Raw genomic sequence first — 24,787 nt, 5'->3', positions numbered from 1 at the left:
GCTCCGTCGCGAAGACCCCAGAATGACGAAGCGATGGGCGTTTTGGCCAATCTCCAACGCCTCAAGTAATGACGCTCGGCTTGTTGCGGCCGGTGTGGCTCTTGATCCCGGCAATGTCGTCCGCGGCGGCAATGAGGTCGGCGAGCGCGGCCTGGGTGTCGAGATCATGCCTCGACTTGTCCGGCTCGTAGCGCTCGATATAGACGCGCAGCGTCGCTCCCGAGGTACCGGTGCCCGAGAGACGGAAGACGACGCGCGATCCGCCTTCGAATAGCACTCTGATGCCCTGGTTCTTGCTGGTCGAGCCGTCGACCGGGTCGTGGTAGGCGAAATCGTCGGCACTGACGATCTTCATGCCGCGCACGCTGGTGCCGGGCAGTGATGCAAGTTTCGTCCGCAATTCGTCGACCAGCGCATTGGCGCGGTCAGTTTCGACCTCCTCATAGTCGTGGCGCGAATAATAGTTGCGGCCATAGGTCGCCCAATGCTCGGTGACGACCTGCTTGGCGCTTTCGCCGCGCATGGCCAGGATATTAAGCCACAAAAGCACGGCCCACAGACCGTCTTTTTCGCGGACATGGTTGGAGCCGGTGCCAGCACTTTCCTCGCCGCAGATCGTCGCCATGTCGGCATCGAGCAGGTTGCCGAAGAATTTCCAGCCGGTCGGCGTTTCATAGATGCCGATGCCAAGCTTATCGGCGACGCGGTCGGCCGCACCGCTGGTCGGCATCGAGCGGGCTATGCCTTTCAGGCCTTCCTTGTAGCCCGGCGCCAGATGGGCGTTGGCGGCGAGCATGGCCACGGAATCCGACGGGGTGACGAAAATGCCCTTGCCGATGATCAAATTGCGGTCGCCGTCGCCGTCGGAAGCGGCGCCGAAATCCGGCGCATCTGGTCCCATCATCTCGTCGTAGAGGTGCTTGGCATGGACCAGATTGGGGTCCGGGTGATGGCCGCCGAAATCCGGCAGTGGCTTGAAATTGCGGCAGGTGCCGTTGGGCGCGCCAAGCCGCCGCTCGAGGATCTCCTTGGCGTACGGACCGGTGACCGCATGCATGGCGTCGAAGCGCATGCGGAAGCCGTATTTGAAATTGGCGCGGATGGCGTCGAAATCGAACAGGCTTTCCATCAAATCGGCATAGTCGGCGACCGGGTCGATGATCTCGACGATCATGCCGCCGGCTCCGATGGACCCGATCTTGTCGATGTCGACCTTGTCGATGTCGGCGATCTTGAAGCTCGATATGCTCTTGGTCTTTTCAAAGATCGCATCGGTCAGCTTTTCCGGCGCCGGACCGCCATTGCCGGCATTGTACTTGATGCCGAAATCCTCATGCGGGCCGCCCGGATTGTGGCTGGCCGACAGGATGATGCCGCCAAAGGTCTTGTATTTGCGGATGACATGCGAGGCCGCCGGCGTCGACAATATGCCGCCCTGCCCGACCATCACCTTGCCGAAACCGTTGGCCGCCGCCATGGCGATGGCCTTCTGGATGACCTCGCGATTGTAGAAGCGGCCGTCACCGCCGATCACCAGGGTCTTGCCCTTGAAGCCGTCCAGTGCATCGAAGATCGACTGGATGAAGTTCTCGGCATAATGCTCCTGCTGGAACACCGGCACCTTCTTGCGCAGTCCGGACGTGCCGGGCTTCTGGTCGGGATAAGGTTTGGTGGCGACGGTGCGTATCATGCGTCAGGCAGCCCTTTTCGAAAGCAGCAAACGGTAGAGTTCAACATATTTTTCAGCGCTTTTGTCCCACGACACATCGGCCTTCATGCCTTGCTGTTGCATCGACGTCCAGACCGTGGGGTTGGCGTGTGCCTCAACGAGGCGGCGGATGGCGTGCAGCAAGGCGCCGCCATTGTTGGGTGCGAACTGGAAGCCGGTCGCGACGCCAGCCGAGACGGCTGCCTCATTGGCGTCGATGACGGTGTCTGCCAGGCCGCCGGTGCGAGCGACGACCGGCACGCAGCCATAGCGCAGGCCGTAAAGCTGCGTCAGCCCGCAGGGTTCGAAGCGCGAGGGTATGACGATGGCGTCGCAGCCGCCCTGCATGGTGTGGGACAGGCCTTCGTCCCAGCCGATAACGATGCCAACACGACCGCGATGGCGAGCGGCCGCGGCCAGCAGCGCGCCCTCGAGGCCGGCGTCGCCGGATCCGAGGATGGCAAGGCGCGCACCCGCCGCGACAATGCCGTCGACGACGGCCGCCAATATGTCCATGCCCTTCTGCCAGGTCAGTCGGCTGATGACGCAGACGATCGGACTGTCGTCGCGGTCAAGGCTGAAACGGTCCTCGACGGCGGCCCTGTTGGGCGTTCGCGCCTTCAATGTCTTGGCTGTATAGTTGGAGACCAGATGCGTGTCGGTTTGCGGGTTCCAGATGTCGGTGTCGATGCCGTTGACGATGCCGTAGAGATCGGTGGAGCGCATATTGATCAGGCCGTCGAGGCCCATGCCGAACTCCGGCAAGCGGATCTCCTGCGCATAGGTCGGGCTGACCGTGGTGATCGCCCAGGCAGCCTGCAGGCCGGCCTTGAGGAAGCCGACACCGCCATAATATTCGACGCCGTCAAGCGCCATGGCCACCGCCGGCAGGCCAAGCTCGCCGAAGATGCCGGCGCCGAACTGGCCCTGGAAGGCAAGGTTGTGGACGGTGATCATCGACGGTGTGCCGACCGCCTTGCCGTAGCGCATATAGGCCAGCGTCATCGCCGACTGCCAGTCATGGGCGTGGACGATGTCAGGCCGGTAGCCGGAGATGGCGCCGCCGGCGATGTCGCCGCCGACTTGGCTCAGCGCCGCGAAACGCCGCCAATTGTCCGGCCAGTCGGCGCCGGTCGCATTGCCGTAGGGACCGCCGGGACGGTCGAACAGATGCGGCGCGTCGAGCACGAACAGGTCGAGCCCGGCGATCTCGACGGCATGGACCGAAGCCTTGCCGCCCTGCAGCAGCGGATATTGGTGAACGGCCTTCTTTTTCTTGAAGGCATCCATCACCTGGGGATAGCCGGGGATGAGTGTGCGCATGGTCACGCCCTTGCCGGCAAGCGCGACAGGCAAAGCGCCGGTCACGTCGGCAAGCCCGCCTGTCTTGATCAGGGGGAATATTTCGGGCGTGACCGACAGAACCTGCATGCGACTACAACCCCAGTTTGTCGACCATGTCCTGCGTGACGAGGCAGATGCCTTTTTCGGAAACGCGGAAGCGCTTGGCGTCGAGAGCGGGATCCTCACCGACCACGAGGCCCTCCGGTATCCTTACGCCATGGTCGATCACCACGCGCTTCAACTTTGCGTTCCGGCCGACATAACAGTCGGGCAGCATGACGACTTCTTCCAGCGTCGAATAGGAATTGATGCGCGCGCCGGTAAAGATCAGGCTTCGCTTCAGCGACGCGCCCGAGACAATGCAGTCACCCGAGACGAGCGAGGACACGGCCGAACCGCGGCGGCCATCCTCGTCATGCACGAACTTTGCCGGCGGCTTCAGCTCGGCATAGGTCCAGATCGGCCAGTCGCGGTCGTAGAGGTCAAGTTCCGGAGTCACGTCGGTGAGGTCGATATTGGCCTCCCAATAGGCATCGACGGTTCCGACGTCGCGCCAGTAGGCCTCGTTCTCGGCGGTCGAGCGCACGCAGGATTTGGCGAAGCGATGGGCGATCGCCTTTCCGTGCTCGACGATATAGGGAATGATGTCCTTGCCGAAGTCGCGGCTTGAGCCGGGCTCTGCCGCATCGCGGCGCAATTGCTCCATCAGGAACTTGGTCTTGAACACATAGATACCCATCGAGGCCAGCGCGAAGTCTGGCTTGTCGGGAATGCCGGGAGGATCGGCGGGCTTCTCGATGAAGGAGATGATGGTGTCCTTGGCATCGACATGCATCACGCCAAAGCCGGTCGCTTCCATGCGCGGCACTTCGAGACAGCCGACGGTGACGTCGGCGCCGGCGTCGACATGCTGGCGAAGCATCAACTCGTAGTCCATCTTGTAGACGTGATCACCGGCAAGGATCACCATGTATTCAGGCCCGTAGGCCTCGATGATGTCGATATTCTGGTAGACGGCGTCCGCCGTGCCTTCATACCATTGCGTTTCCGATACGCGCTGGCTGGCCGGCAGGATGTCGAAGCTCTCGTTGCGCTCGGGCCGCAGGAAGTTCCAGCCGCGCTGCAAATGGCGGATCAGCGAATGCGCCTTGTACTGGGTGGCGACGCCGAGGCGGCGGATGCCTGAGTTGAGCGCATTGGAGAGCGCGAAATCGATGATACGCGTCTTGCCGCCGAAATAGACCGCCGGCTTGGCGCGCCGGTCAGTCAGCTCCTTGAGGCGGCTGCCGCGCCCGCCGGCCAGCACATAAGCCATGGCATCGCGCGCCAGCGGCTGGGTTCGTTTTATCTCTGCCATTTTTACCCTCCCAATTTACTCGGTCCGGACGTCACTCAATCCGGAGCAAATTCGAGCATGATCGTCGACAGCGGCGGCAAAAGCATCGTCGCCGATATGGTTCCTCCGTCCGCCCGCGCTTCGACGACGCCATCATTGCCCTTACCCGAACCGCCATAATCCGAGGCGTCCGTGTTGATGATCTCGCGCCATTTTCCGGCCTGCGGCAGCGGCACGCGGTAATTGTCGCGCGGCACCGGCGTGAAGTTCGAGATGACGGCAATCGGATTTCCGTCCGGCGCGCTGCGCAGCCAGGCAAACACCGAGTTCGCGCTGTCGTCGACGATCAGCCAGGAAAAGCCCTCCGGCTCGCAGTCGCGCCCATGCAGGGCCGGGCGCGAGCGGTAGAGATAGTTCAGGTCGCGCACCGTCTGCCAGACGCCGCGATGCAGCCGGAAATCGAGCAGGTTCCAGTCAAGCGCGCGCGCCTCGCTCCACTCGCGGCGCTGGGCGAATTCCTGTCCCATGAACAAGAGCTTCTTGCCGGGATAGCCCCACATGAAGGCGTAGTAGGCACGCAATGTCGCGAATTTCTGCCAGTCGTCGCCGGCCATCTTGTTAAGCAGCGTGCCCTTGCCGTGCACGACTTCGTCATGCGAGAGCGGCAGCACGAAATTCTCGGAGAAGGCGTAGACCAGGCCGAAGGTGATGTCGTTGTGGTGATGCTTGCGGAAGATCGGCTCCTTGGAAAAATACTCCAGCGTGTCGTGCATAAAGCCCATGTTCCACTTGAAGCCGAAGCCCAGCCCGCCTTCATGCACCGGCTGCGAGACCTTCGGCCAAGAGGTTGATTCCTCGGCGATCGTCATCACGCCCGGATGGTGGCCGTAGACCTCCTTGTTCATCCTTTGCAGGAAGCTGACCGCTTCGAGATTTTCGCGCCCGCCCTTGTCGTTGGGAATCCATTCGCCGGCCTTGCGCGAATAATCGAGGTAGAGCATCGAGGCGACCGCATCGACGCGCAAGCCGTCGACATGGTATTTCTCGGCCCAGAACAGCGCATTGTTGACGAGGAAGGAGACGACCTCGCGCCGGCCAAAATTGTAGATCGCGGTGTTCCAGTCGGGATGGAAGCCCTTGCGCGGGTCGGCATGCTCATAGAGCGCGGTGCCGTCGAAATTGGCTAGGCCATGCGCGTCCACCGGGAAATGCGCCGGCACCCAGTCGAGGATGACACCGATGCCGGCGCGGTGGGCGCCGTCGACGAAACGGGCAAAGCCGTCCGGATCGCCGAAGCGGGCCGAAGGCGCGTAGAGGCCGGTCGTCTGGTAGCCCCAGGACGGATCATAGGGGTGTTCGGAGATCGGCATGAATTCGATATGCGTGAAGCCCGTATCGACGACGTAGGGGATCAGTCTCGTGGCGAGTTCGTCCCACGAGAGGAAGCTGCCATCGTCGTTAAGCTGCCAGGAGCCGGCGTGGACCTCGTAGATCGACACCGCCTCGCGCCTATGGTCGGCGTTGCGCCAGAAATTGCGGTGCGCCTCGTCGCCCCATTCATGCACCGGCGGAAGCGCTACCACCGAAGCGGTGGCCGGGCGCAGTTCGGACCTGAAGGCAAACGGGTCGGCCTTGAGCGGCAGCCGCACGCCGTCGGGGCCGATGATCTCGTATTTGTAGGGCCGGCCGGCACCAATATCGGGAATGAACAATTCCCAGATGCCGGTGTCGCGGCGGTCGCGCATCGGGTGCCGGCGGCCATCCCATTCGTTGAAGTCGCCGACCACGGAGACACGCTTGGCGTTGGGCGCCCACACCGCGAAATGCACGCCGAATGCACCCTCGTGATCGATAAGATGCGCGCCGAGCTTGTCGAACAGCCTGAGATGCGACCCTTCAGCAATATAGTAATCGTCCAGCGGCCCAAGCACCGGACCGAAGGAATAAGGGTCGGTCAGCCACCAGTCGCCGCCGGCGTTCCTCGCGTGATAGCGCAGCGGCTGGCGTTTCCTGAGAGACAGCCTGCCCTCGAAGAAACCGCTGTCGTCGCGCCTCGACAGTTCGCCCACCTTCTTGCCGGTCAGCGTATAGGCGGTCATGAACTCTGCATGCGGAACGAAGCAGCGGGCGACAAATCCCTTGCCTGCCTCCTGCACACCGAGGACAGCAAACGGGTCGCCATGCGTACCGGCCACAATCGCCGCGACATCGCCGGCTGGCGCCTGTCCGTCCAGCCCGCTTGTCGCAGCGGTCACACGCGGCTTCCTCATCAGGCAGTCGCCCTCCCCGGGCACCAACTATTTGTTTTAGCGGATTTTTAGTTCGACATTCGCATTGCCGTCTGGCGCGTTGCGAATGTCAAATTCAATCCACGTTGTTCGTGGCCTCATGCAATCATATCAAACAGGCACGTTCCAGATTTCTTTCGCATATTGACGGATTGTGCGATCGGAAGAGAACCAGCCGACGCGGGCGACATTGCGGATCGCCTTGGCGTACCAGTCCGGGCTGTTGCGCCAGACTGCGTCGACATTGCGCTGAGTGTCGGCATAGGCATCGAAATCGGCCGCCACCATGAACCAGTCGCTCTGATAGAGACCGTTGATCAGGTCGCGGTAGCGCTGCGGATCGTCTGGCGAAAAGACGCCCGATGAAACGGCGGCAATGGCCTGCGACAGCTCCGGCGACGCTTCGATCACGGATCGCGGATTGTAGCCATTGTCGCGCCGCTCGGCGACCTCGGCGGTGGTCAGGCCGAAGATGAAGATATTGTCGTCGCCGACGCACTCCTTGATCTCGACATTGGCGCCGTCGAGCGTGCCGATGGTGAGCGCGCCGTTCAGCGCGAATTTCATGTTGCCGGTGCCGGAGGCTTCCATGCCGGCAGTCGATATCTGCTCGGAGAGGTCGGCGGCCGGCATCATGATCTCGGCCAGGCTGACATTGTAGTTCGGCACGAACACCACTTTCAGCAGGCCGCGAACGGCCGGGTCGCGGTTGATGACCTTGGCGACGTCATTGGCGAGTTTGATGATCAGCTTGGCGTTGTGATAGCTGGGCGCCGCCTTGCCGCCGAAGAATTTTACGCGTGGCATCCAGTCGCGCTCGGGATGGGAGCGGATCTGGTCGTAGAGCGCGATGGCCTCGAGGATGTTCAAGAGCTGGCGCTTGTATTCGTGGATGCGCTTGACCTGGATGTCGAACAGCGCCGAGGGATCGACCTTGATGCCGAGGCGGTCGGCAACGAGATTGGCGAGCCTGACCTTGTTCGCCCGTTTGACGGCGGCGAATTTCTCGCGGAAAGCGGCGTCGTCGGCAAAGGGGTCGAGACCTTTGATGGCGTCGATGTCGTCCATGAAGCGGTCGCCGATCGCCTCGCGGGTCAAAGCGGTCAGGCCGGGATTGCACTGGATCAGCCAGCGCCGCGGCGTGATGCCGTTGGTCTTGTTGTTTATGCGGTCAGGATAGAGCTTGTGCAGGTCGGCAAACACCGTCTGCTTCATCAATTCGGTATGCAGCGCCGAGACGCCGTTGATCGAGTGCGAGCCGACAAAGGCCAGATTGCCCATGCGCACCCGGCGGTCGCCGTTCTCCTGTATCAGCGAGATGCGGCTGATCTGCTCGCCGGAGAACTGGTTGGTCGCGCGAGCCTCCAACAAGACCTCCGCATTGATGGCGTAGACGATCTGCATGTGTCGCGGCAGCAACCGCTCGAACAACGGCACCGGCCAGCTTTCCAGCGCTTCGGGAAGCAGCGTATGGTTGGTGTAGCCGAAAGTGCGTCTGGTGATGCTCCAGGCCTGGTCGAAGTCCATGCCATGGACATCCATCAACAGGCGCATGAGCTCGGCCACGGCGATCGCCGGATGGGTGTCGTTGAGATGGATCGCCGCCTTGTCGGGCAGCGACTGCAGGTCGCCATACTGGCTGAGATGACGCTGCACGATGTCCTGGAGCGAAGCGGTGGAGAAGAAATATTCCTGCCGCAGCCTGAGCTCCTGCCCGGCCACGTGGGAATCGGCAGGGTAAAGGACGCGCGACAGGGCGTCGGCCTTATTGCTTTCGGCCAGCGCGCCGATGTGGTCGCCGGCGTTGAATTTGTCGAGCAGGATTGGATCGATCGGCATACCGGACCAGAGACGCAGCGTGTTGACGCGCTTGGCCCGCCAGCCGGCCACCGGCGTATCATAGGCGACGGCGAGCACATGTTCGGTCGGCTTCCAGACATGACGCTCGAGCCGGCCATCCTTCGAGGTGATCGATTCCACCGAGCCGCCGAAGCCGACCTCGAAGGAGCGTTCGCGCCGCTCGAACTCCCAGGGATTGCCGTGATCGAGCCAGGTCTCGGGCAGCTCCACCTGCCAGCCGTCATGGATCTCCTGGCGGAACATGCCGTTGGCGTAGCGGATGCCGTAGCCATGCGCGGGGATGTCGACGGTGGCCATGCTTTCCATGAAGCAGGCGGCGAGCCGGCCGAGACCGCCATTGCCAAGCGCCGCATCCGGCTCGAGGGCAGCGATGAGGTCAAGGTCGACACCAAGCGACGCCAGCGCCTCGCGCATATTGTCCATCAGGCCGAGATTGGAGAAGGCGTCGCGCATCAAGCGACCGATGAGGAATTCGAGCGACAGATAGTAGACGCGCTTTTCCTGCTGGGCGTAGGCCTCTTGCGTCGCCTGCATCCAGTGATCGACGATGCGGTCGCGCACCACCTTGATCGATGCGGTGAGCCAGTCGTACTGGGTCGCGACGCTGGTGCCCTTGCCGACCCTGTATTTGAGGGCCTTCAAGACTTCGTCAGCGAGCGTCTTGGGATCGGGGATGTCGAGAATGGGGGCTTCGGATGTCATCGCGTGTGTCATGTCGCCTCTCGTGCGGTTGCCATGATCATACCGGCTTTCACCATTCCTCCCAGCCCATGCTAGCGCATATGGCCATATGTTCAATCGATTTAGGCTGCCACGGGGCAAGGTAGCCCTGCGGCAAGTTGGCAATTCAGGCCGCCTGTGCCTTAGGCCGCAAGCTCAGGCAGCAGAAGTGAGCCTTAGGCAGCGAGTGCGCCTGAGGCAGCGAGCGCGCCTTAGGCAGCGAGTGCGGCTTCAGGCGGCAGCTTGGCTCCGGTCATGAAGGCGACGGCGTCGGACATCGTATGTTGCTTGGGATCAATGACGCAGAGGCGACGGCCCAGGCGATGGATGTGGATGCGGTCCGCCACTTCGAAAACATGCGGCATGTTGTGCGAGATAAGCACGATCGGCAGGCCGCGCTTCTTGACGTCGAGGATCAGTTCGAGCACGCGGCGGCTCTCCTTGACGCCGAGGGCTGCTGTCGGTTCGTCCATGATGACAACCTTCGAACCGAAGGCGGCAGCGCGCGCCACCGCTACGCCCTGACGCTGGCCACCCGACAGTGTTTCCACGGCCTGGCTGATGTTCTGGATCGTCATCAGGCCGAGTTCGGAGAGTTTGTCGCGGGCGCGCTTTTCCATCGCCCGGCGGTCCAGCATCCGAAACCATTGGCCGAGCAAGCCAGGTTTGCGGATCTCACGGCCGAGGAACATGTTGTCGGCGATGGAGAGCGCCGGTGACAGGGCAAGGTTCTGGTAGACGGTTTCGATGCCGGCATCGCGTGCCTCCATCGGCGACTTGAAGGACGTAACCTTGCCGTCAAGACGGATTTCGCCTTCATCAGCGGTGATGGCGCCGGAGATCGCCTTGATGAGCGACGACTTGCCGGCACCGTTGTCGCCGATCACCGCGAGGATTTCGCCGTCGTAGAGATCGAAATCCGCATTGTCGAGCGCGGTAACGCGGCCGTAACGCTTGACCAGACCGCGGGTTGTGAGGATGGGTTCGCGTGACATTAGCCTGCAACCTTTCTGATCCACTGATCGACCGCGACGGCACCGATGATGAGAACTCCGATCAGGAAGAACGTCCATTGCGGATCAGTGCCAATAAGCCGAAGCCCAAGCTGAAAAACGCCAACGATGAGCGCGCCGAAGATCATGCCGAGGATCGAGCCACGGCCGCCGAACAGTGAGGTGCCGCCGATCACCACGGCGGTGATGGATTCGATGTTGGCGAATGCGCCCGCCGTGGGCGACACCGAGCCGATGCGGCCGATCAGCACCCAACCGGCGAAGGCGCAGATCAAGCCCGAGATCGTATAGACCTGGACGAGCATGCGCGGCACGCGCACGCCGGACAGATCGGCCGCGTCAGGATCGTCGCCCGTCGCGTAGACGTGGCGGCCCCAGGCCGTGTAATTGAGGATGTACCAGAGCATCAAGACGAGCAGCACCATGGTGACGACGCCGAGCGTGATGGTCGCCCCGACGAGGGACAGGCCGTCAAACAGCCATCTGACCGGCGGTACGTAGTCGCATACGAAGTTCTGCCAGAGGTGCCCGTCGCATTTGAGCTTGTTGCCGAACAATTGCAGAAGCGGAGCCTGGGCCTCGACGTCCTGGCCGCGGATCGTCTCGTTGCGGGAATAGAGGAAGTTGGCAGCCGAAAAGATCTGCCAGGTGCCAAGCGTCACGATGAAGGGCGGCAGTTTCATGTAGGCGATCAGGACGCCATTGATGAAACCGCACAGCGCGCCGCAACCGAAGCCGCAGAGAAGGGACAATGGAACCGGCACGCCATAGCGAAACGCGAATTGCCCCATCACCACCGACGACAGCACCATGATGGCGCCGACCGAAAGATCGATGCCGGCGGTGAGCACGACGAGGGTCTGCGCCGCCCCGATGATGCCGGTGATGGCCACCTGCTGAAGGATCAGCGTGAGCGCGAACCAGTTGAAGAATTTGGGGCCGGCGAGAATGCCGAAGACCAGGATCGACACCACCAGTACGATCAGCGGAACAGCCGCCTGGTTCGCATGGAGCGCATGCTGGAATTTTTCAATCGGCGACTTGCTGTGGGTATCGAAGCTCGCCACGGACGCGTCACTGTCAGCGAGAGCTTTCTCGAACTCTTGCGGTCGCCCGGCGCTCGCCGATGCGTCGGTCATCTCTATTCCTCCCGCGATGTTGTTTCCTCCTTCGCGCAAAAGGGCGGCCTGGAGGCCGCCCTCCCGCACGAAAACGATATTCGCGCTCTTAGTCAGGGCGTGTCAAATCAGCCCCAGCACTTGGCCAGGCCTTCCTTGGTGTCGATCGAGGGAACGCCTTCCACCGGATTGTCGGTGATCAGCGTGACGCCGGTGTCGAAGAAGGTCTTGCCTTCCGTCACCTTCGGCTTCTCGCCAGAGTCGGCGAACTTCTTGATGGCTTCCACGCCCATCGACGCCATCAGCAGCGGGTACTGCTGCGAGGTTCCACCGATGACGCCTTCGGCGACATTCTTCACACCCGGGCAGCCGCCGTCGACCGACATGATGAGAACATCCTTCTCCTTGCCGACCGCCTTGAGAGCTTCGTAGGCACCCGCGGCCGCTGGCTCGTTGATGGTGTGGATGACGTTGATCGTGGGGTCCTTCTGCAGAAGGTTTTCCATGGCCTGACGGCCGCCTTCCGGATTGCCGTTGGTATAGTCGTGGCCGACAATGCGCGGATCGTCTTCGTCGCCGATCACGTTGACGTCCTTCACGTCGATGCCGAAGCCCTTCATGAAGCCCTGGTCGCGCAGCACGTCAACGGTGACTTGCTTGGTATTGATGTCGAGGAAGCCGATTCGGGCGTCCTTGGCCTTGTCGCCGAGCTTGGCGGCGGCATAAGCGCCGATCAGCCGGCCGGCTTCGAAGTTGTCGGTGGCCATGGTCTGGTCGGCGGCATCGATCGGGTCAAGCGGTGTATCGAGCGCGATCACGAGGATGCCGGCGTCACGCGCCTTCTTGATCGTCGGAACGATGGCCTTGCTGTCCGACGGGGTGATCAGAATGCCCTTTACGCCATCCGCGATGCAGGTTTCGACCGCCGCGACCTGGCCTTCATTGTCGCCGTCGTCCTTGCCGGCATAGGCCTTGAGGCTGACACCGAGTTCGGTGGCTTTGGCTGTGGCACCTTCCTTCATCTTGACGAAGAAGGGATTGGTATCGGTTTTGGTAATCAGGCAGGCGCCGATGTCGGCGGCGTATGCAGGAGCGGCCAATACAACAAGGGCAGTGGCGGTCGCGCCGAGCAACGCAGACTTCAGTACGGACGTTTTCATCAAGATACTCCTCCCAGACAAGCCATGCAGCACCGGGCCACCCGGAGCCATCATGCAGGCGTTCGCGCACTCTTCCCAGTCGAGCGCCCTTGTACTGACGAAACACCAATCGCATTCACCTGTCAATAATTAAATCACTCTTATTTATTATTGACAGCCATGCATCGTTCGCTCATTCTGGCCTAAAAGCATTGAGGTAACGACCGGAGGAACAGGGTGGAGACCGGCATTACGAGGCACGGTTCGCCCGAGGCAGCCGAAAGCCATATTCACCGCGGTACCAACCAGAGCGGCATGCGGGACCACAATGAGCGGCTGGTGCTGTCGCTGGTGCGTCAGCATGGCAGTCTGGCCAAATCCGACATCGCCCGTATGACCGGGCTTTCGGCCCAGACCGTTTCGGTCATCATGCGCGAACTCGAGGAGGATAACCTCCTTGTCCGGCAGGCGCCATTGCGCGGCAAGATCGGCCAACCCTCCATTCCGATGGCGCTCAATCCCGATGGTGCTTACTTCATGGGCCTGAAGATCGGCCGCCGCAGCGCTGAACTCGTGCTGATCGATTTCCTCGGCAATGTGCGCTCGATGCTGCAGCATTCCTATCGCTATCCGGCACCGCGCGAAACGGTGGAATTCGTCACCGCAGGCATGAAGAGGATGCGCGGCGAGCTCACCCCGGCGCAGGACAAACGCATTGCCGGACTTGGCATCGCCATGCCGTTCGAACTGTGGAACTGGCCTGATGCCGCTGGCGCGCCACGCGACGTCATGGACGAATGGCGTCATCGCGACATCCGGGCCGACATCCAGTCGCAATGCGAATTTCCGGTCTACCTCCAGAACGATGCCACCTCGGCTTGCGGCGCCGAACTTGTGTTCGGCCAAGCGGGTGCGGCGCGCGACTTCGTCTATTTCTATATCGGCGCCTTTGCCGGCGGCGGCATCGTGCTGAACGGCCGCCTCTTCGGCGGGCCGACCGGCAACGCCGGCGCACTGGGTTCGATGCCGGTGCCCGGACCGGACGGCAAGCCGACCCAATTGATCGACGTGGCGTCGATCGCCATACTGGAGAAGGTGCTCAACGCGCGCGGCGTCGAGGCCTCGCATCTGTGGACGTCGCCGGAAGACTGGGGCGATATCGGCGTGGAACTCGACGACTGGATCGCCAGTGCCTCGCAGGCATTGGCCTATGCCATCGCGGCGGCGTCCTCGGTCATCGATTTCGAAGCAGCGGTGATCGACGGATGGATGCCAAAGGCCGTGCGCCGCCGGCTCGTCGATGCCGTCATTGACGCCATCGGCAAGATCGATGTCGAAGGCCTGAAGCTTCCAGCCGTGCGCGAAGGTACGGTCGGCATTCATGCACGTGCCCTGGGCGGCGCCAGCCTGCCCCTTTCCGAGCGCTTCCTGATCGGCTCGACCACGATTTCCAGGAGCACCTGAATGCTGATCGGCATCCCGGCGCTGCTCGGTCCGGAGCTCCTGGCGACGCTGCGTGCCATGGGCCATGGCGACGAGATCGCGCTTGTCGACGGAAATTACCCCGCAAAAGAGCAGGCACACCGGCTTATCCGCGCCGACGGTCATCATCTCGTTCCGATGCTCGATGCCATATTGAGCGTGTTGCCGGTGGACGATGTCGTGCCGGAAGCGTTGTTTCGCGCCTCGGTCAAAGGCGATCCCTCGCTTGCCGATCCTGTTCATCGCGAAATGGAAGCGATCTGCGCCAGGCGCGCGCCGGGCCGCAATGTGGTTGCGTTGGCTGGCGCCGACTTCTATGCACGGGTCAAGTCCGCGCACGCAATCGTCGCGACGAGCGAGCCCAGGCTCTACGCCAACATCATCATCCGTAAGGGCGTGATCTATCCGCCGGAGAACAGGAAATCATGATCCTTTGCTGCGGCGAAGCCCTCATCGACATGCTGCCTCGCACCACCACCGATGGGGAGCCGGCCTTTGCCCCCTATGTCGGCGGCGCGGTGTTCAACACTGCCATCGCGCTTGGCCGGCTCGGCGCGCCCGCCGGCTTCTTTTCCGGGCTGTCGTCGGATCTGTTCGGCGGCCAGCTCCGGGAAGCGCTGGGGGCAAGCAAGGTCAGCTCCACCTATGCGCATACATCGCCCCGGCCGACGACGCTTGCCTTCGTGCGGCTCACCAACGGCCAGGCGACCTATACTTTCTACGACGAGAACACGGCTGGTCGCATGCTGACCATCGACGACCTGCCGGAGCTCGGCAGCGAGATCGAAGCCATGCTATTCGGCGCCATCAGCCTGATCTCGGAGCCGGCCGGATCAGCCTATGAGGAATTCATGCGGCGCGAGCACGAGCGCCGCTTGATGATGCTCGATCCCAACATCCGGCCAAATTTCATCCCCGACAAGGCCAGGCATCTCAGGCGCATCCGCTCGATGATGGCGATGGCCGATATCGTGAAGCTCTCCGACGAGGATCTGAACTGGTTCGGCGAAGCCGGCTCGCATGAAGACGTTGTCAGCAACTGGTTGGATCGCGGCCCGAAGCTGATCGTCGTCACCCATGGCGCAGAAGGCGCCGTTGGCTACACCAGGGAGCACAAGGTCACGGTCATGCCGGACAAGGTCAAGGTGGTCGACACGGTCGGCGCCGGCGACACGTTCAATGCCGGCATCCTAGCCTCGCTGCACGAGCAAGGCATGCTGTCGAAGACAGCTCTTGCCACACTTTCGGAAGGTGCCATCCGCAAGACGCTGGCGCTCGGCGCCAAGGCAGCGGCGGTGACGGTATCGCGGGCCGGTGCCAATCCGCCGTGGCGGCACGAAATCGCCTGAGCAGGCGGAGAACCCCTGAAATAGCACTGGCTCTGCGATCACTTTATGTTTCGCAGGTCGGAAGGATGCGATTGAAAGGCCTGGCAACGGCTTGCGAAGGCCGGATTTCCGCCATCTTGCCAAGACAGGCTCGAAAACAGAGGTAACAGACTGCGACACCTAGGCAATTCGCCGTTTAGCCGGTTCGGCTTTCTCGGCCGGCCCAAGTCTGGTACCAGCGGCCAGTTATCTGGCTAACCCGCCGACCATCTGGCTAGAACGAGGCCGACATGCAGTTCATCGATCTTGGAGCGCAGCGCGAACGCATTCGCGACCGGTTGAAGGCCGCGATCGACCGCGTCGTCGACGACGGCCGCTACATACTCGGGCCAGAGGTCACCGCATTCGAGAACAAGCTTGCCGCCTATATCGGCACCAAGCATGTCGTGGCCTGCGCCAACGGCACCGACGCGCTGCTCTTGCCGCTGTTTGCGGCCGGCATTGGCCCAGGTGACGCGGTGTTCGTGCCGAGCTTCACCTTCGCCGCCACGGCGGAAGTGGTGGCGCTGGCCAAGGCCGAGCCGATTTTCGTCGATGTCGACCCCGAGACCTACAACATCGATATCGCCAGCCTCGAGGCGGCGATCGCGATGATCAAGAAGGAAGGCCGGCTGAAGCCAAGGGCGATCATTCCCGTCGACCTGTTCGGCCTTGCCGCCGACTATGAGGCGATCATGGCGATCGCCAACCGCGAAGGGCTGATGGTGATCGAGGACGCCGCCCAGTCGATGGGTGGCTCGGCCGATGGCAAGATGTGCGGTTCGTTCGGACACGTCGGCTCGACCAGCTTTTATCCGGCCAAGCCGCTCGGCTGCTACGGCGATGGCGGTGCGATGTTCACCAACGACAGTGCGCTGGCCGAGAAGCTGCGTTCCTTCGCCTTCCACGGCAAGGGCGAAACGCAATATGACAATGTCCGTGTCGGCATCAATTCGCGACTCGACACGCTGCAGGCGGCGATCCTGATCGAGAAGCTGGCCATTCTCGAAGACGAGATGGTTGCCCGGCAAGCGGTTGCGAAGCGCTACGCCGAAGGCCTGGGCGACATCGTCAGGGCGGCGCGCAACCTGGACGGCAGCCGTTCGGCCTGGGCGCAATATGCCATCGAGACGCCGAAGCGCGACGGGCTGAAGGCGCATCTCGGGGAAAAGGGCATTCCGTCGGTCATCTATTATGTGAAACCGCTGCACAGCCAGGTCGCCTATCGCGACTACCCGCGCACGCCGACGGGTCTTGCCGTTTCGGAGGAGCTGCCGAAGCGCATCCTGTGCCTGCCCATGCATCCTTATCTGAGCGAGATCGACCAGGACCGTATCATCGAGACGATCCGCAACTATATCGGTTCGAATTCGGAGCAGGTTGCGGCCGCGTAAGGAAAAATATCAGGCAGGTTCCAGTTCGCCGGCCTTGCCGCTGGCGATGAAATGCGGGTTGGCAAAATCCTCGTCGTCGGCCTGCTCGCGCTTGCCATAGGTGAGCGGCTTGCCGTCGAGCGTGCGCGTCATGCCGCCGGCGGCGCGCAGCACCGCATCGCCGGCCGCCGTGTCCCACTCCATGGTGCGGCCGAAGCGCGGATAAACATCCGCCTCGGCGGCGGCGACAAGGCAGAATTTCAGCGACGAGCCGACCGAGACGATCTCGGCGGCGCCGAGGTCGCGGATGAAGGCATCGGTCTCCGGCGTGTTGTGCGAACGACTGGCGACGATGGTCAGCGGGGACAGACCTTTCCTGGCCGAAATCGGCTGGCGGCCTGTGATCTGGTAGTCGTCATTGACTTCGATTGTTTCCGCCCTGCCCGGCCGGCCAGAAAAGAAACGACCGGTGCAGGGCGCGAAGACGACGCCGATTTCCGGCACGCCATGGCGAACCAGCGCGATGTTGACGGTGAAATCGGTCCTGCGGTTGACGAACTCCTTGGTGCCGTCGAGCGGATCGATCAGGAAGAAGGCGTCGCCGAGATCTGGCGGCATGATGCCGGCTGACGCCTCTTCCTCGGCAACGCAAGGGATACCAGGAAATGCGGCACGCAACCCGGCGAGAATGATCTTCTCGCTCTCGCGATCAGCCTCGGTCACCGGCGACGAGTCGGATTTCCGGTCGACCGCACAGCCGGCATTGAAAACGCGCATCACCTCGCGTCCGGCCGCTAAGGCAAGATGCTCGAAATGGTCGAGCATCAGCTCATCGTCAGATGCCGCCGCCGTTGTCATATTGGTCTTCTGCAATGTCACGCTCGTTCAGCCAGAGTTCCAGGGCCTCTACCATCTCCTCGGCCGATTTGCCCAGCGTCTTGAGGTGGATTTCGGGGTTTTCCGGAGCCTCGTACGGCGAATCGACGCCGGTGAAATTCTTGATCTCGCCATTCAGCGCCCGCGCATAGAGGCCCTTCGGATCGCGCCTGGCGCATTCCTCGAAGGGCGTATCGACAAACACTTCGACGAATTCGCCATCGGCCATCAATTCGCGCGCCATGCGCCGCTCGGCGCTGAACGGTGAAATGAAGGAGACGATGACGATCAGCCCGGCATCGGCCATCAGGCGCGCCACTTCCGCAACACGGCGAATGTTTTCGACGCGATCGGCGTCGGTGAAGCCGAGATCGCGATTGAGGCCGTGACGGACATTGTCGCCGTCCAGAATGTAGGTGTGGCGCCCGGTGGCGAACAGCTTCTTCTCGAAGAGGTTGGCGATAGTCGACTTGCCGGATCCCGAGAGCCCGGTGAACCAGAACACGGCGGACCGCTGGTTCTTCATGTCGGCGCGGCCGCGCTTGCCGACATCGAGGGACTGCCAGTGGATGTTCTCGGCGCGGCGCAGCGAATGCAGGATCATCCCGGCACCAACCGTGGCGTTGGTGATGCGGTCGATCAGGATGAAGGCGCCAGTGGTGCGGTTCTCGGCGAATGTATCGAAAGCGATCGGCGCCCGCGTCGAGAGGTTACATATGCCGACTTCGTTCATTTCGAGCGACTTGGCAGCCTCATGAGCGAAGTCATTGACATTGACGCGGTATTTCAGGTCGGTGACGGTGGCACTGGTCTGGTCGGTTTCGGTGCGCAGGATATAGGAGCGGCCCGGCAACAGTGCGTGCTCGTCGAACCAGACGATGTTGGCGGCGAACTGGTCGGCAACCTGTGGCCGCGCTGCCGGCGATACCAGCATGTTGCCGCGCGAGACCTCGACTTCGTCGTCGAGAACAAGGGTGATGGCCTGACCCGCCACTGCCTGGTTCAGATCGCCGCCATGGGCAACGATGCGCTTGACGCGCGACGACTTACCGGATTTGGCAACGACGACCTCGTCACCTTGCGAGACCGAGCCGGAAGCGATCGTGCCGGCAAAACCGCGAAAGTCGAGGTTGGGTCGGTTCACATACTGCACCGGAAAACGAAACGGCAGCTCGACCGCGGCTTCGTCCACCGAAACCGTCTCCAGGTGCTCGATCAGCGTCGGCCCGGAGTACCAATCCGTCTTGTCGGAGCGGCTGGTGACGTTGTCGCCATAACGGGCCGACATCGGAATGGGCACGATCGTCTCGAAGCCGAGCTTGTGCGAGAACTGCCGATAGTCCTCGATGATGCGTTCAAAGACGGCCTTGTCGAAGCCGACGAGATCGATCTTGTTGACGGCAAGAACGACGTGCCGGATGCCGAGCAGCGAGGCAATGATCGAATGGCGCCTTGTCTGGCGCAGCACACCTTGACGAGCGTCGATCAGCACGATGGCAAGATCCGCGGTCGATGCGCCGGTGGCCATGTTGCGCGTGTATTGTTCGTGGCCGGGCGTGTCGGCAACAATGAACTTGCGTTTCGGCGTGGCGAAGAAGCGATAGGCGACGTCGATGGTGATGCCCTGCTCGCGCTCGGCTTCGAGGCCGTCGACCAGCAGCGCGAAATCGATGTCGTCGCCCGTCGTGCCGTGCTTACGCGAGTCGCGCTCGAGTGCGGCGAGCTGGTCTTCGAAAATCTGTTTGGTATCGGACAAAAGGCGACCGATCAGCGTCGACTTGCCATCGTCGACCGAACCGCAGGTCAGGAAGCGCAGCAGCGATTTTTTTTCCTGCGCCGCCAGATAGTCGCGAACGCCGTCGGTGGGGGCGAGGCTCTTGGCCATGATGTGGCGCATGCTCAGAAATATCCCTCGCGCTTCTTTTTCTCCATCGAGCCGGCTTCATCGCGGTCGATCAGACGGCCCTGGCGCTCGGAGGTGCGTGCCGTGAGCATCTCGCCGACAATGGCCTCCAGCGTGTCGGCATCCGATTCGATCGCGCCGGTCAGCGGATAGCAGCCAAGTGTGCGAAAGCGCACCAGGCGGTTCTCGACCGTCTCGCCGGGTCGCAATTGCATGCGCTCGTCATCCCTGAGGATAAGCATGCCGTCGCGCTCGACGACCGGGCGTTCCTTGGCGAAATAGAGCGGCACGATCGGGATTTCTTCCTGAAGAATGTACTGCCAGATGTCGAGTTCGGTCCAGTTGGACAGCGGAAAGACCCGGATCGATTCACCTGATGCGATGCGGGTGTTGAATATCTTCCACATCTCCGGCCGCTGGTTCTTCGGATCCCAGACATGCTGGGCGTTGCGGAAGGAGAATATCCGCTCCTTGGCGCGCGACTTCTCCTCGTCGCGGCGGGCGCCGCCAAAGGCTGCATCGAAGCCGTATTTGTCGAGCGCCTGCCGCAGCGCCACGGTCTTCATCACATGGGTGTGGGTGTTCGAACCATGGACGAATGGATTGATGTTGTCGCGCACGCCATCTTCGTTGACATGGACCAAAAGGTCGAAGCCGAGCTTTTGCGCCATCTGATCGCGAAAGGCGATCATCTCACGGAACTTCCAGGTCGTGTCGACGTGTAGAAAGGGAAAAGGCGGCTTGGCGGGGTAGAACGCCTTCATCGCCAGATGCATCAGCACGGACGAATCCTTGCCCACCGAATAGAGCATGACAGGCTTGGCGAAGGCCGCCGCGACTTCGCGAAAAATATGGATGGATTCGGCTTCAAGCCGCTGCAGATGCGTAAGCGCGATATTCATGGACCGTGAGCGTTCTCTCGTGTCATCCGGACGTTGCATCGGGGCATCGGGCGCATTTCGCAGCCGCCCGGTTCAGCTTCACTTCTGGACAATCTTGTTTCGTGCAGGCGTTCTAGCAGATCGCCATTGTTTATAACAATGCAAGACAGGCCTGCAGCAAAGTGGTTCGGGAATGAATCTTCTACTCAAGGCCCAGAACTCGGAAATTCCTGCTCACCGAGCTGACGAGCTTGGTAGGCCGAGAAAAATATTGCCCGGATGGACGCAACCAACGCCGGTCGGTTCGCGGCCGCGCGCTGACACATGACGACACTGTCGATTTTTGATGCGGCCTGTTTCCGCGGACTATCGAAAATCATCCTCAGCCGCTATACCGGTCCCCGAAATCAGCCACCGCGTGTGTGGCGTCACGTACGTGACATGTTGAAGATCACCGCACCAGCCCACATTCTTGTCCCAAAGCCCCTTGCAGAATGCGACCTACAACCTTGAGCTGGCTTTCATCGATAAAACAGCAATTCACACCGTCGCGGGTCAATATCTACTTTTCCATTCTTTGCTTCTTTTCTCCTCCCGTTTTGGGATCGGTGGTTAGTTTTGTATTCAATGGCGGCGGCCTGTGGTCGACTTTGCAGGTTGCCCTGAAGAGACGGCGCTTCAACGTCGATCGGCCCATGGTCGCCCTCACCATCGCGATCTATGCCTATTGCGGGGCCCTTCTTCTGGCTTCGATCGCCAACAACTCCATCGTGAGGGATGCGACGCATCTTGTGCCGCTGATCACTTTCCTGTTTTTCCCCTTCTCTTACTCGGTCTGGAGCATTTCGCAGAAAACCACCCTTGCACGCATCGTCATACTCAGCAGCATGGCCGCTTGCTTCGGCGCCTTGCTGCTGACGGCTATCCAGTATTATTGGCTGGGCATGCTGAGAGTGGAAGGCGCGGCTGGAAATCCGATCGTGTTCGCGACGGTCGTCTGCCTCGGTGTCATGATATGCATGGCTGGCGCCTTGTCGGGCATCGAAAGGCACCGGAGCGTTCTCGTCTGCGCGGCGCTGGCCGGGATAATCGCCATCCTCTATTCCGGTGCACGGAGCATGTGGTTAGCGATGCTGATTTCGGGCATTGCCGTGTTGCTGATCCATCGGCAGAAGCTCACGAGCAAGCATTCTCTTCGCTGGTTGTTGGTATTGGGCGCGATCGGTCTCGCGATCGCTGCCCTTGGATTCCCCATCATATTGGATCGAGCCGAGTTCCTCCGCTCCGACTGGGAAGCACTCGCCGCGCATGGCGACCACAACACCGCCTTGGGATTTCGCGTTGCCATGTGGCAAATCGGCCTCGACGCATTTCGCGAAATGCCGCTGTTTGGGCATGGGGTGGGAGCCAACGGGGCTTTGATAAAACAGGGGTTTCTTGATCAATTCGGCATGAACAAAGGCTTCGGCCACTTCCACAACGGCTTTCTGACGGCATTGGTGGAAGGGGGCATTGTGGGAGCCGTGGCGCTGGCGTCGATATTTGTCGTAGCCGCCAGAAACGCAGCCACGGTGCTGCGCATCAGTGTCGATCCGGTCGAGCGGTTCGGCGCCACCATGATCGTCATCGTCGTGATTACCTATCTCACAGGCGGAATGGTCGGTATTCTGGTTGGCCATGATATTCTGGATTCGGTGCTGATGATCTTCCTGGTATCCGGGACCTATCTTGCGTCAGGACGCACCCTTCCGATAACAGAAGAACGACCGCGGCCTCTGACGCCGGCCGTTCCATAGAGATTCGGCAACAATGAAGGTGTTGGTGACAGGCACCACGGGGTTCATCGGGAGCCTTGTCGCGCAACAGCTTCGTCAAGCCCAGATCGAGGTCCGGATCGCCTCCCGTCGCCCGCAGCCCAGCGCGGTATACGACGTCGTCCCGCTGCCGGATTTCGACGCGCCGGTGCAAGCCTTCCTGGCGATCATGAAGGACGTCACGCATGTCGTTCACTGTGCCGGGCTGAACAATGATCGGAGCAACGCGACCGACGCCGACTACCTGAATGCCAATGCCGAACTGACCCGCCAGTTCGCGCGCGCCGCAGCAGCACAGACCAGCGGACGCTTGGTTTACCTGTCATCGATCCGGGCTGCGATAGGCCCCGATTTCAGCGGAACAATCGACGAAGAGATGGCCCCTGCGCCGCAATGCGCCTATGGGCGTTCCAAACGCGAAGGCGAGATCAGGATGCTGGACGCCTATGCATCGTCCAGCCGCCGCGACGCCACCGCGCTACGCCTGCCGCCGGTCTACGGATCTGGCATGAGGGGGAGTCTGGCGATGCTGATGCGCCTGGCCGACACCGCTTGGCCGTTGCCCACAGCCACCCTGGTGGGCGTTCGTTCGCTGATATCGTCCGAGGCGGCTGTGCAGGCGGTCTTGCACCTGCTGACCCGTTCAGGCCCGCTTCGCCCGGTCTATGTCGCCAGCGATCTGTCGCCGATTTCGATCGCGACCATTCTCGAAGCCTTTCGGCAAGGCTTTGGGCGGCCAAAGCGCCTGATTGCCTTGCCTGCCGGCCTGATGCAAGCGGTTGCGTCTCTGCTGGGCAAACGCACATTCTGGGACAGTTTGAGCGCGACGCAGATATGTGATCCGTCGTTGCTCATTTCGGAGGGTTGGTCACCTGAAACCGATACATTCCAACGGCTGGGCGAAGTAGCGCGGCGCGCCAAACTTCGACCTGCTCAACCGCGATAGAACGTTCCCAGCAAGATCCTGATATCAAGGCCGAACGACGATGCCTTGAGATAGGCGGCGTCGGTTTCGGCACAGAGTGCCGGATCGGACATGTCGATGGACCGGATCTGGGCGAGCCCGGTTATGCCCGGAAGTAGCGACGACACGCCCAATTCTCTGCGACGTTCGATTAGCTCGGTTTGCGTGGGCAAGCATGGGCGTGGGCCGACCAGGCTCATCTCGCCCTTCAGGACGTTCCAGAGCTGTGGCAATTCATCAAGCTTGAACCGCCGCAGGATGCTGCCGACCGCCGTAACCGATTTTGCCGGCGCCTCATGCGTGGGCAATGAAGGCGTTCCCACAACCATCGTTCTGAGTTTATGGCAACGAAAAAGCCTGCCATTGCGGCCGACCCGCGTTTGAGAAAAGAACGCCGGCCCGGGCGACGACAGCCGAATTGCCAGGCTGGCAAGCAACAGGACCGGCGCGGTGATCAGCAACAACAGCGCCGCCACCACGAGGTCGAAGATCCGCTTCGCCGCCTTCATGGATGCCCGACGATGCTCCTGTCCAAGAACAAATGCTTCATTCCAGAAACGCTGCGGCATCAGGGTCAAACCACGGGCCTTTTAGGCAAGACGCACTTTTGTTTTGTGCATGTCGTGGTCCCAAAACCGCTGCGCACTTTTGGGCGACATGCATCAAACCCAACCCGCGACGACTGACAGATAAAGTCCGAATGTACCAAAAGATGTCTGCCGATAGACGCCACTCCTGCGCAATAGGCTCAAGCGGTTAAAAACATTGCCTTTTCGTGACTGTGTGAACAGGCTGAGGCAAGCGGCGGCATCGGTCGTGAGAAGGTCCCGATTGGCGGCCAGGCCATTGAGATTCTCATCGGTCCAACGGGCAAATCCGCCATTCAGCAGATGCTCGAGCCGGGAAAACTGTGCGCGCCATGAAACATTGGCCCCGACCAGATTCGCCTCGTGCTGGCGATAGCGCACCAGAGGCCGCGGCTCATAGCGAACAACGCCGCCGGCAGCTGTCACGATGAGATAGGCCCACCAATCGTGGCTGACAAAATGCGTTCTTGACGAGGCCTTGGCCAGCAGGTCGCGCGCCGCCCGGTTGAGCAGAATCGTGTTGCCACCGGCAATGCTTTGCACGAGGGCGTTGCGGAAAGACGGCGGCCGCTGGAACAGCGTCGAACAGCCGACCATGGTTCCGGCTTCGGACATCGTCGCGGTTCTGGAGCAAAACATAAGCGGGACCGCTCCGTCCAGCGTCTGCATCCAACGAAGCGCGCTCTCCAGCCTGTCAGGCTCCCAGATGTCGTCCTGGTCGCAAAAGGCGTAGCAGTCCGCCTCGATCCGCGGATCGACAATCATCGAGCGGAAATTGGCGGCGAAGCCCTGGCGAGGCCCGTCCACCAGCGTCAAGCGGCCCTTGTCCCAGCGGGTTTTCCATGCGTCGACGATGGCGGTCGTGCCGTCGATCGACCCATCGTCGGAGACCCACAGGTCGATGGCAGAATGGGACTGCGCGAGCAGAGAGCCCAGCTGTTCTTCAATGAAAGCCGCGCCGTCCTTCGTGCCCATCAATATGGCTACACGCTGATCTTCCTTGCTCACGGGCTT

19 protein-coding genes are annotated in these 24,787 nt (G+C 61.6%); 6 read left to right on the top strand and 13 right to left on the bottom strand.

Annotated features, from left to right (window positions below; all coding sequences use genetic code 11):
* Positions 1-61 precede the first annotated feature (61 nt).
* The 8 genes from OHD62_RS29835 to OHD62_RS29800 form a co-directional block, all read right to left on the bottom strand.
* Positions 62-1,690: an alpha-D-glucose phosphate-specific phosphoglucomutase gene (locus tag OHD62_RS29835; protein ID WP_263790513.1), complete on the bottom strand. Its 1,629-nt coding sequence runs from the start codon at positions 1,688-1,690 to the stop codon at positions 62-64.
* 3 nt (positions 1,691-1,693) lie between these two features.
* A complete protein-coding gene (gene glgA / locus OHD62_RS29830; protein WP_263790512.1) occupies positions 1,694-3,139 on the bottom strand; it encodes a glycogen synthase GlgA in 1,446 nt (481 codons plus the stop codon).
* 4 nt (positions 3,140-3,143) lie between these two features.
* A complete protein-coding gene (gene glgC / locus OHD62_RS29825) occupies positions 3,144-4,409 on the bottom strand; it encodes a glucose-1-phosphate adenylyltransferase (protein WP_263790510.1) in 1,266 nt (421 codons plus the stop codon).
* 35 nt (positions 4,410-4,444) lie between these two features.
* On the bottom strand, positions 4,445-6,658 hold the full coding sequence (glgB, locus tag OHD62_RS29820) for a 1,4-alpha-glucan branching protein GlgB (RefSeq protein ID WP_263790508.1): 2,214 nt from the start codon (positions 6,656-6,658) through the stop codon (positions 4,445-4,447).
* A gap of 129 nt (positions 6,659-6,787) precedes the next feature.
* Positions 6,788-9,250 carry a glycogen/starch/alpha-glucan phosphorylase gene (locus tag OHD62_RS29815; RefSeq protein ID WP_263790507.1) on the bottom strand — a complete coding sequence of 821 codons (2,463 nt, stop codon included), beginning with the start codon at positions 9,248-9,250 and terminating at the stop codon, positions 6,788-6,790.
* Positions 9,251-9,468: 218 nt separating this feature from the next.
* A complete protein-coding gene (locus OHD62_RS29810; RefSeq protein ID WP_263790505.1) occupies positions 9,469-10,251 on the bottom strand; it encodes an ATP-binding cassette domain-containing protein in 783 nt (260 codons plus the stop codon).
* The gene (locus OHD62_RS29805) at positions 10,251-11,408 is read right to left on the bottom strand and encodes an ABC transporter permease (protein WP_263790503.1); all 1,158 of its coding nucleotides are present in this window, start codon (positions 11,406-11,408) and stop codon (positions 10,251-10,253) included. Before OHD62_RS29805 ends, OHD62_RS29810 begins: the two co-directional genes overlap by 1 nt.
* Positions 11,409-11,515: 107 nt before the next feature.
* Entirely contained in the window at positions 11,516-12,547 is a 1,032-nt protein-coding gene (locus OHD62_RS29800) for a sugar ABC transporter substrate-binding protein (protein ID WP_263790502.1), read from the bottom strand.
* 216 nt (positions 12,548-12,763) lie between these two features.
* Here OHD62_RS29800 and OHD62_RS29795 point away from each other — a divergent pair, with 216 nt between their 5' ends.
* The 4 genes from OHD62_RS29795 to OHD62_RS29780 all read left to right on the top strand — a co-directional run bounded on the left by OHD62_RS29795 (position 12,764) and on the right by OHD62_RS29780 (position 16,769).
* Positions 12,764-13,990: an ROK family transcriptional regulator gene (locus tag OHD62_RS29795; protein WP_263790501.1), complete on the top strand. Its 1,227-nt coding sequence runs from the start codon at positions 12,764-12,766 to the stop codon at positions 13,988-13,990.
* Positions 13,991-14,437 carry an RbsD/FucU family protein gene (locus OHD62_RS29790; protein WP_263790499.1) on the top strand — a complete coding sequence of 149 codons (447 nt, stop codon included), beginning with the start codon at positions 13,991-13,993 and terminating at the stop codon, positions 14,435-14,437.
* Positions 14,434-15,357: a carbohydrate kinase family protein gene (locus tag OHD62_RS29785; RefSeq protein ID WP_263790497.1), complete on the top strand. Its 924-nt coding sequence runs from the start codon at positions 14,434-14,436 to the stop codon at positions 15,355-15,357. Before OHD62_RS29790 ends, OHD62_RS29785 begins: the two co-directional genes overlap by 4 nt.
* 269 nt (positions 15,358-15,626) lie before the next feature.
* Entirely contained in the window at positions 15,627-16,769 is a 1,143-nt protein-coding gene (locus OHD62_RS29780; protein ID WP_263790496.1) for a DegT/DnrJ/EryC1/StrS family aminotransferase, read from the top strand.
* Between the two features lie 9 nt (positions 16,770-16,778).
* Here OHD62_RS29780 and cysQ read toward each other — a convergent pair whose 3' ends face one another.
* Genes cysQ through cysD form a run of 3 tightly spaced genes read right to left on the bottom strand, consistent with a single transcriptional unit; the run spans position 16,779 to position 20,429 of the window.
* A complete protein-coding gene (cysQ, locus tag OHD62_RS29775; RefSeq protein ID WP_263790710.1) occupies positions 16,779-17,573 on the bottom strand; it encodes a 3'(2'),5'-bisphosphate nucleotidase CysQ in 795 nt (264 codons plus the stop codon).
* 10 nt (positions 17,574-17,583) lie between these two features.
* Positions 17,584-19,521, bottom strand: coding sequence for a sulfate adenylyltransferase subunit CysN (gene cysN, locus OHD62_RS29770; RefSeq protein ID WP_263790495.1), 1,938 nt, complete (start codon positions 19,519-19,521; stop codon positions 17,584-17,586).
* A 2-nt stretch (positions 19,522-19,523) separates the two neighbouring features.
* Complete coding sequence (gene cysD / locus OHD62_RS29765) at positions 19,524-20,429, bottom strand: sulfate adenylyltransferase subunit CysD (protein WP_263790494.1); 906 nt, start codon at positions 20,427-20,429, stop codon at positions 19,524-19,526.
* A 488-nt stretch (positions 20,430-20,917) separates the two neighbouring features.
* On the opposite strand from cysD, the gene OHD62_RS29760 reads away from it, so the two are divergent.
* Both OHD62_RS29760 and OHD62_RS29755 read left to right on the top strand, forming a co-directional pair.
* Positions 20,918-22,204: an O-antigen ligase family protein gene (locus tag OHD62_RS29760; RefSeq protein WP_263790492.1), complete on the top strand. Its 1,287-nt coding sequence runs from the start codon at positions 20,918-20,920 to the stop codon at positions 22,202-22,204.
* 13 nt (positions 22,205-22,217) lie between these two features.
* Positions 22,218-23,168: an NAD-dependent epimerase/dehydratase family protein gene (locus OHD62_RS29755; protein ID WP_263790491.1), complete on the top strand. Its 951-nt coding sequence runs from the start codon at positions 22,218-22,220 to the stop codon at positions 23,166-23,168.
* Here the strand turns inward: OHD62_RS29755 and OHD62_RS29750 are convergent.
* Both OHD62_RS29750 and OHD62_RS29745 read right to left on the bottom strand, forming a co-directional pair.
* The gene (locus OHD62_RS29750; protein WP_263790708.1) at positions 23,156-23,695 is read right to left on the bottom strand and encodes a sugar transferase; all 540 of its coding nucleotides are present in this window, start codon (positions 23,693-23,695) and stop codon (positions 23,156-23,158) included. The genes OHD62_RS29755 and OHD62_RS29750 overlap by 13 nt on opposite strands.
* 153 nt (positions 23,696-23,848) lie before the next feature.
* Positions 23,849-24,781 (bottom strand): glycosyltransferase family 2 protein, encoded by a 933-nt coding sequence (locus OHD62_RS29745; protein ID WP_263790489.1) that lies wholly within the window; start codon positions 24,779-24,781, stop codon positions 23,849-23,851.
* Positions 24,782-24,787: the final 6 nt, after the last annotated feature.

The sequence above is a fragment of the Mesorhizobium sp. YC-39 genome, assembly GCF_025753795.1.
In the GTDB taxonomy this organism is placed as follows: Bacteria; Pseudomonadota; Alphaproteobacteria; order Rhizobiales; family Rhizobiaceae; genus Mesorhizobium.
Note: the sequence above shows the minus strand (reverse complement) of the source record. Positions and strands in the feature narration are given on the sequence as shown.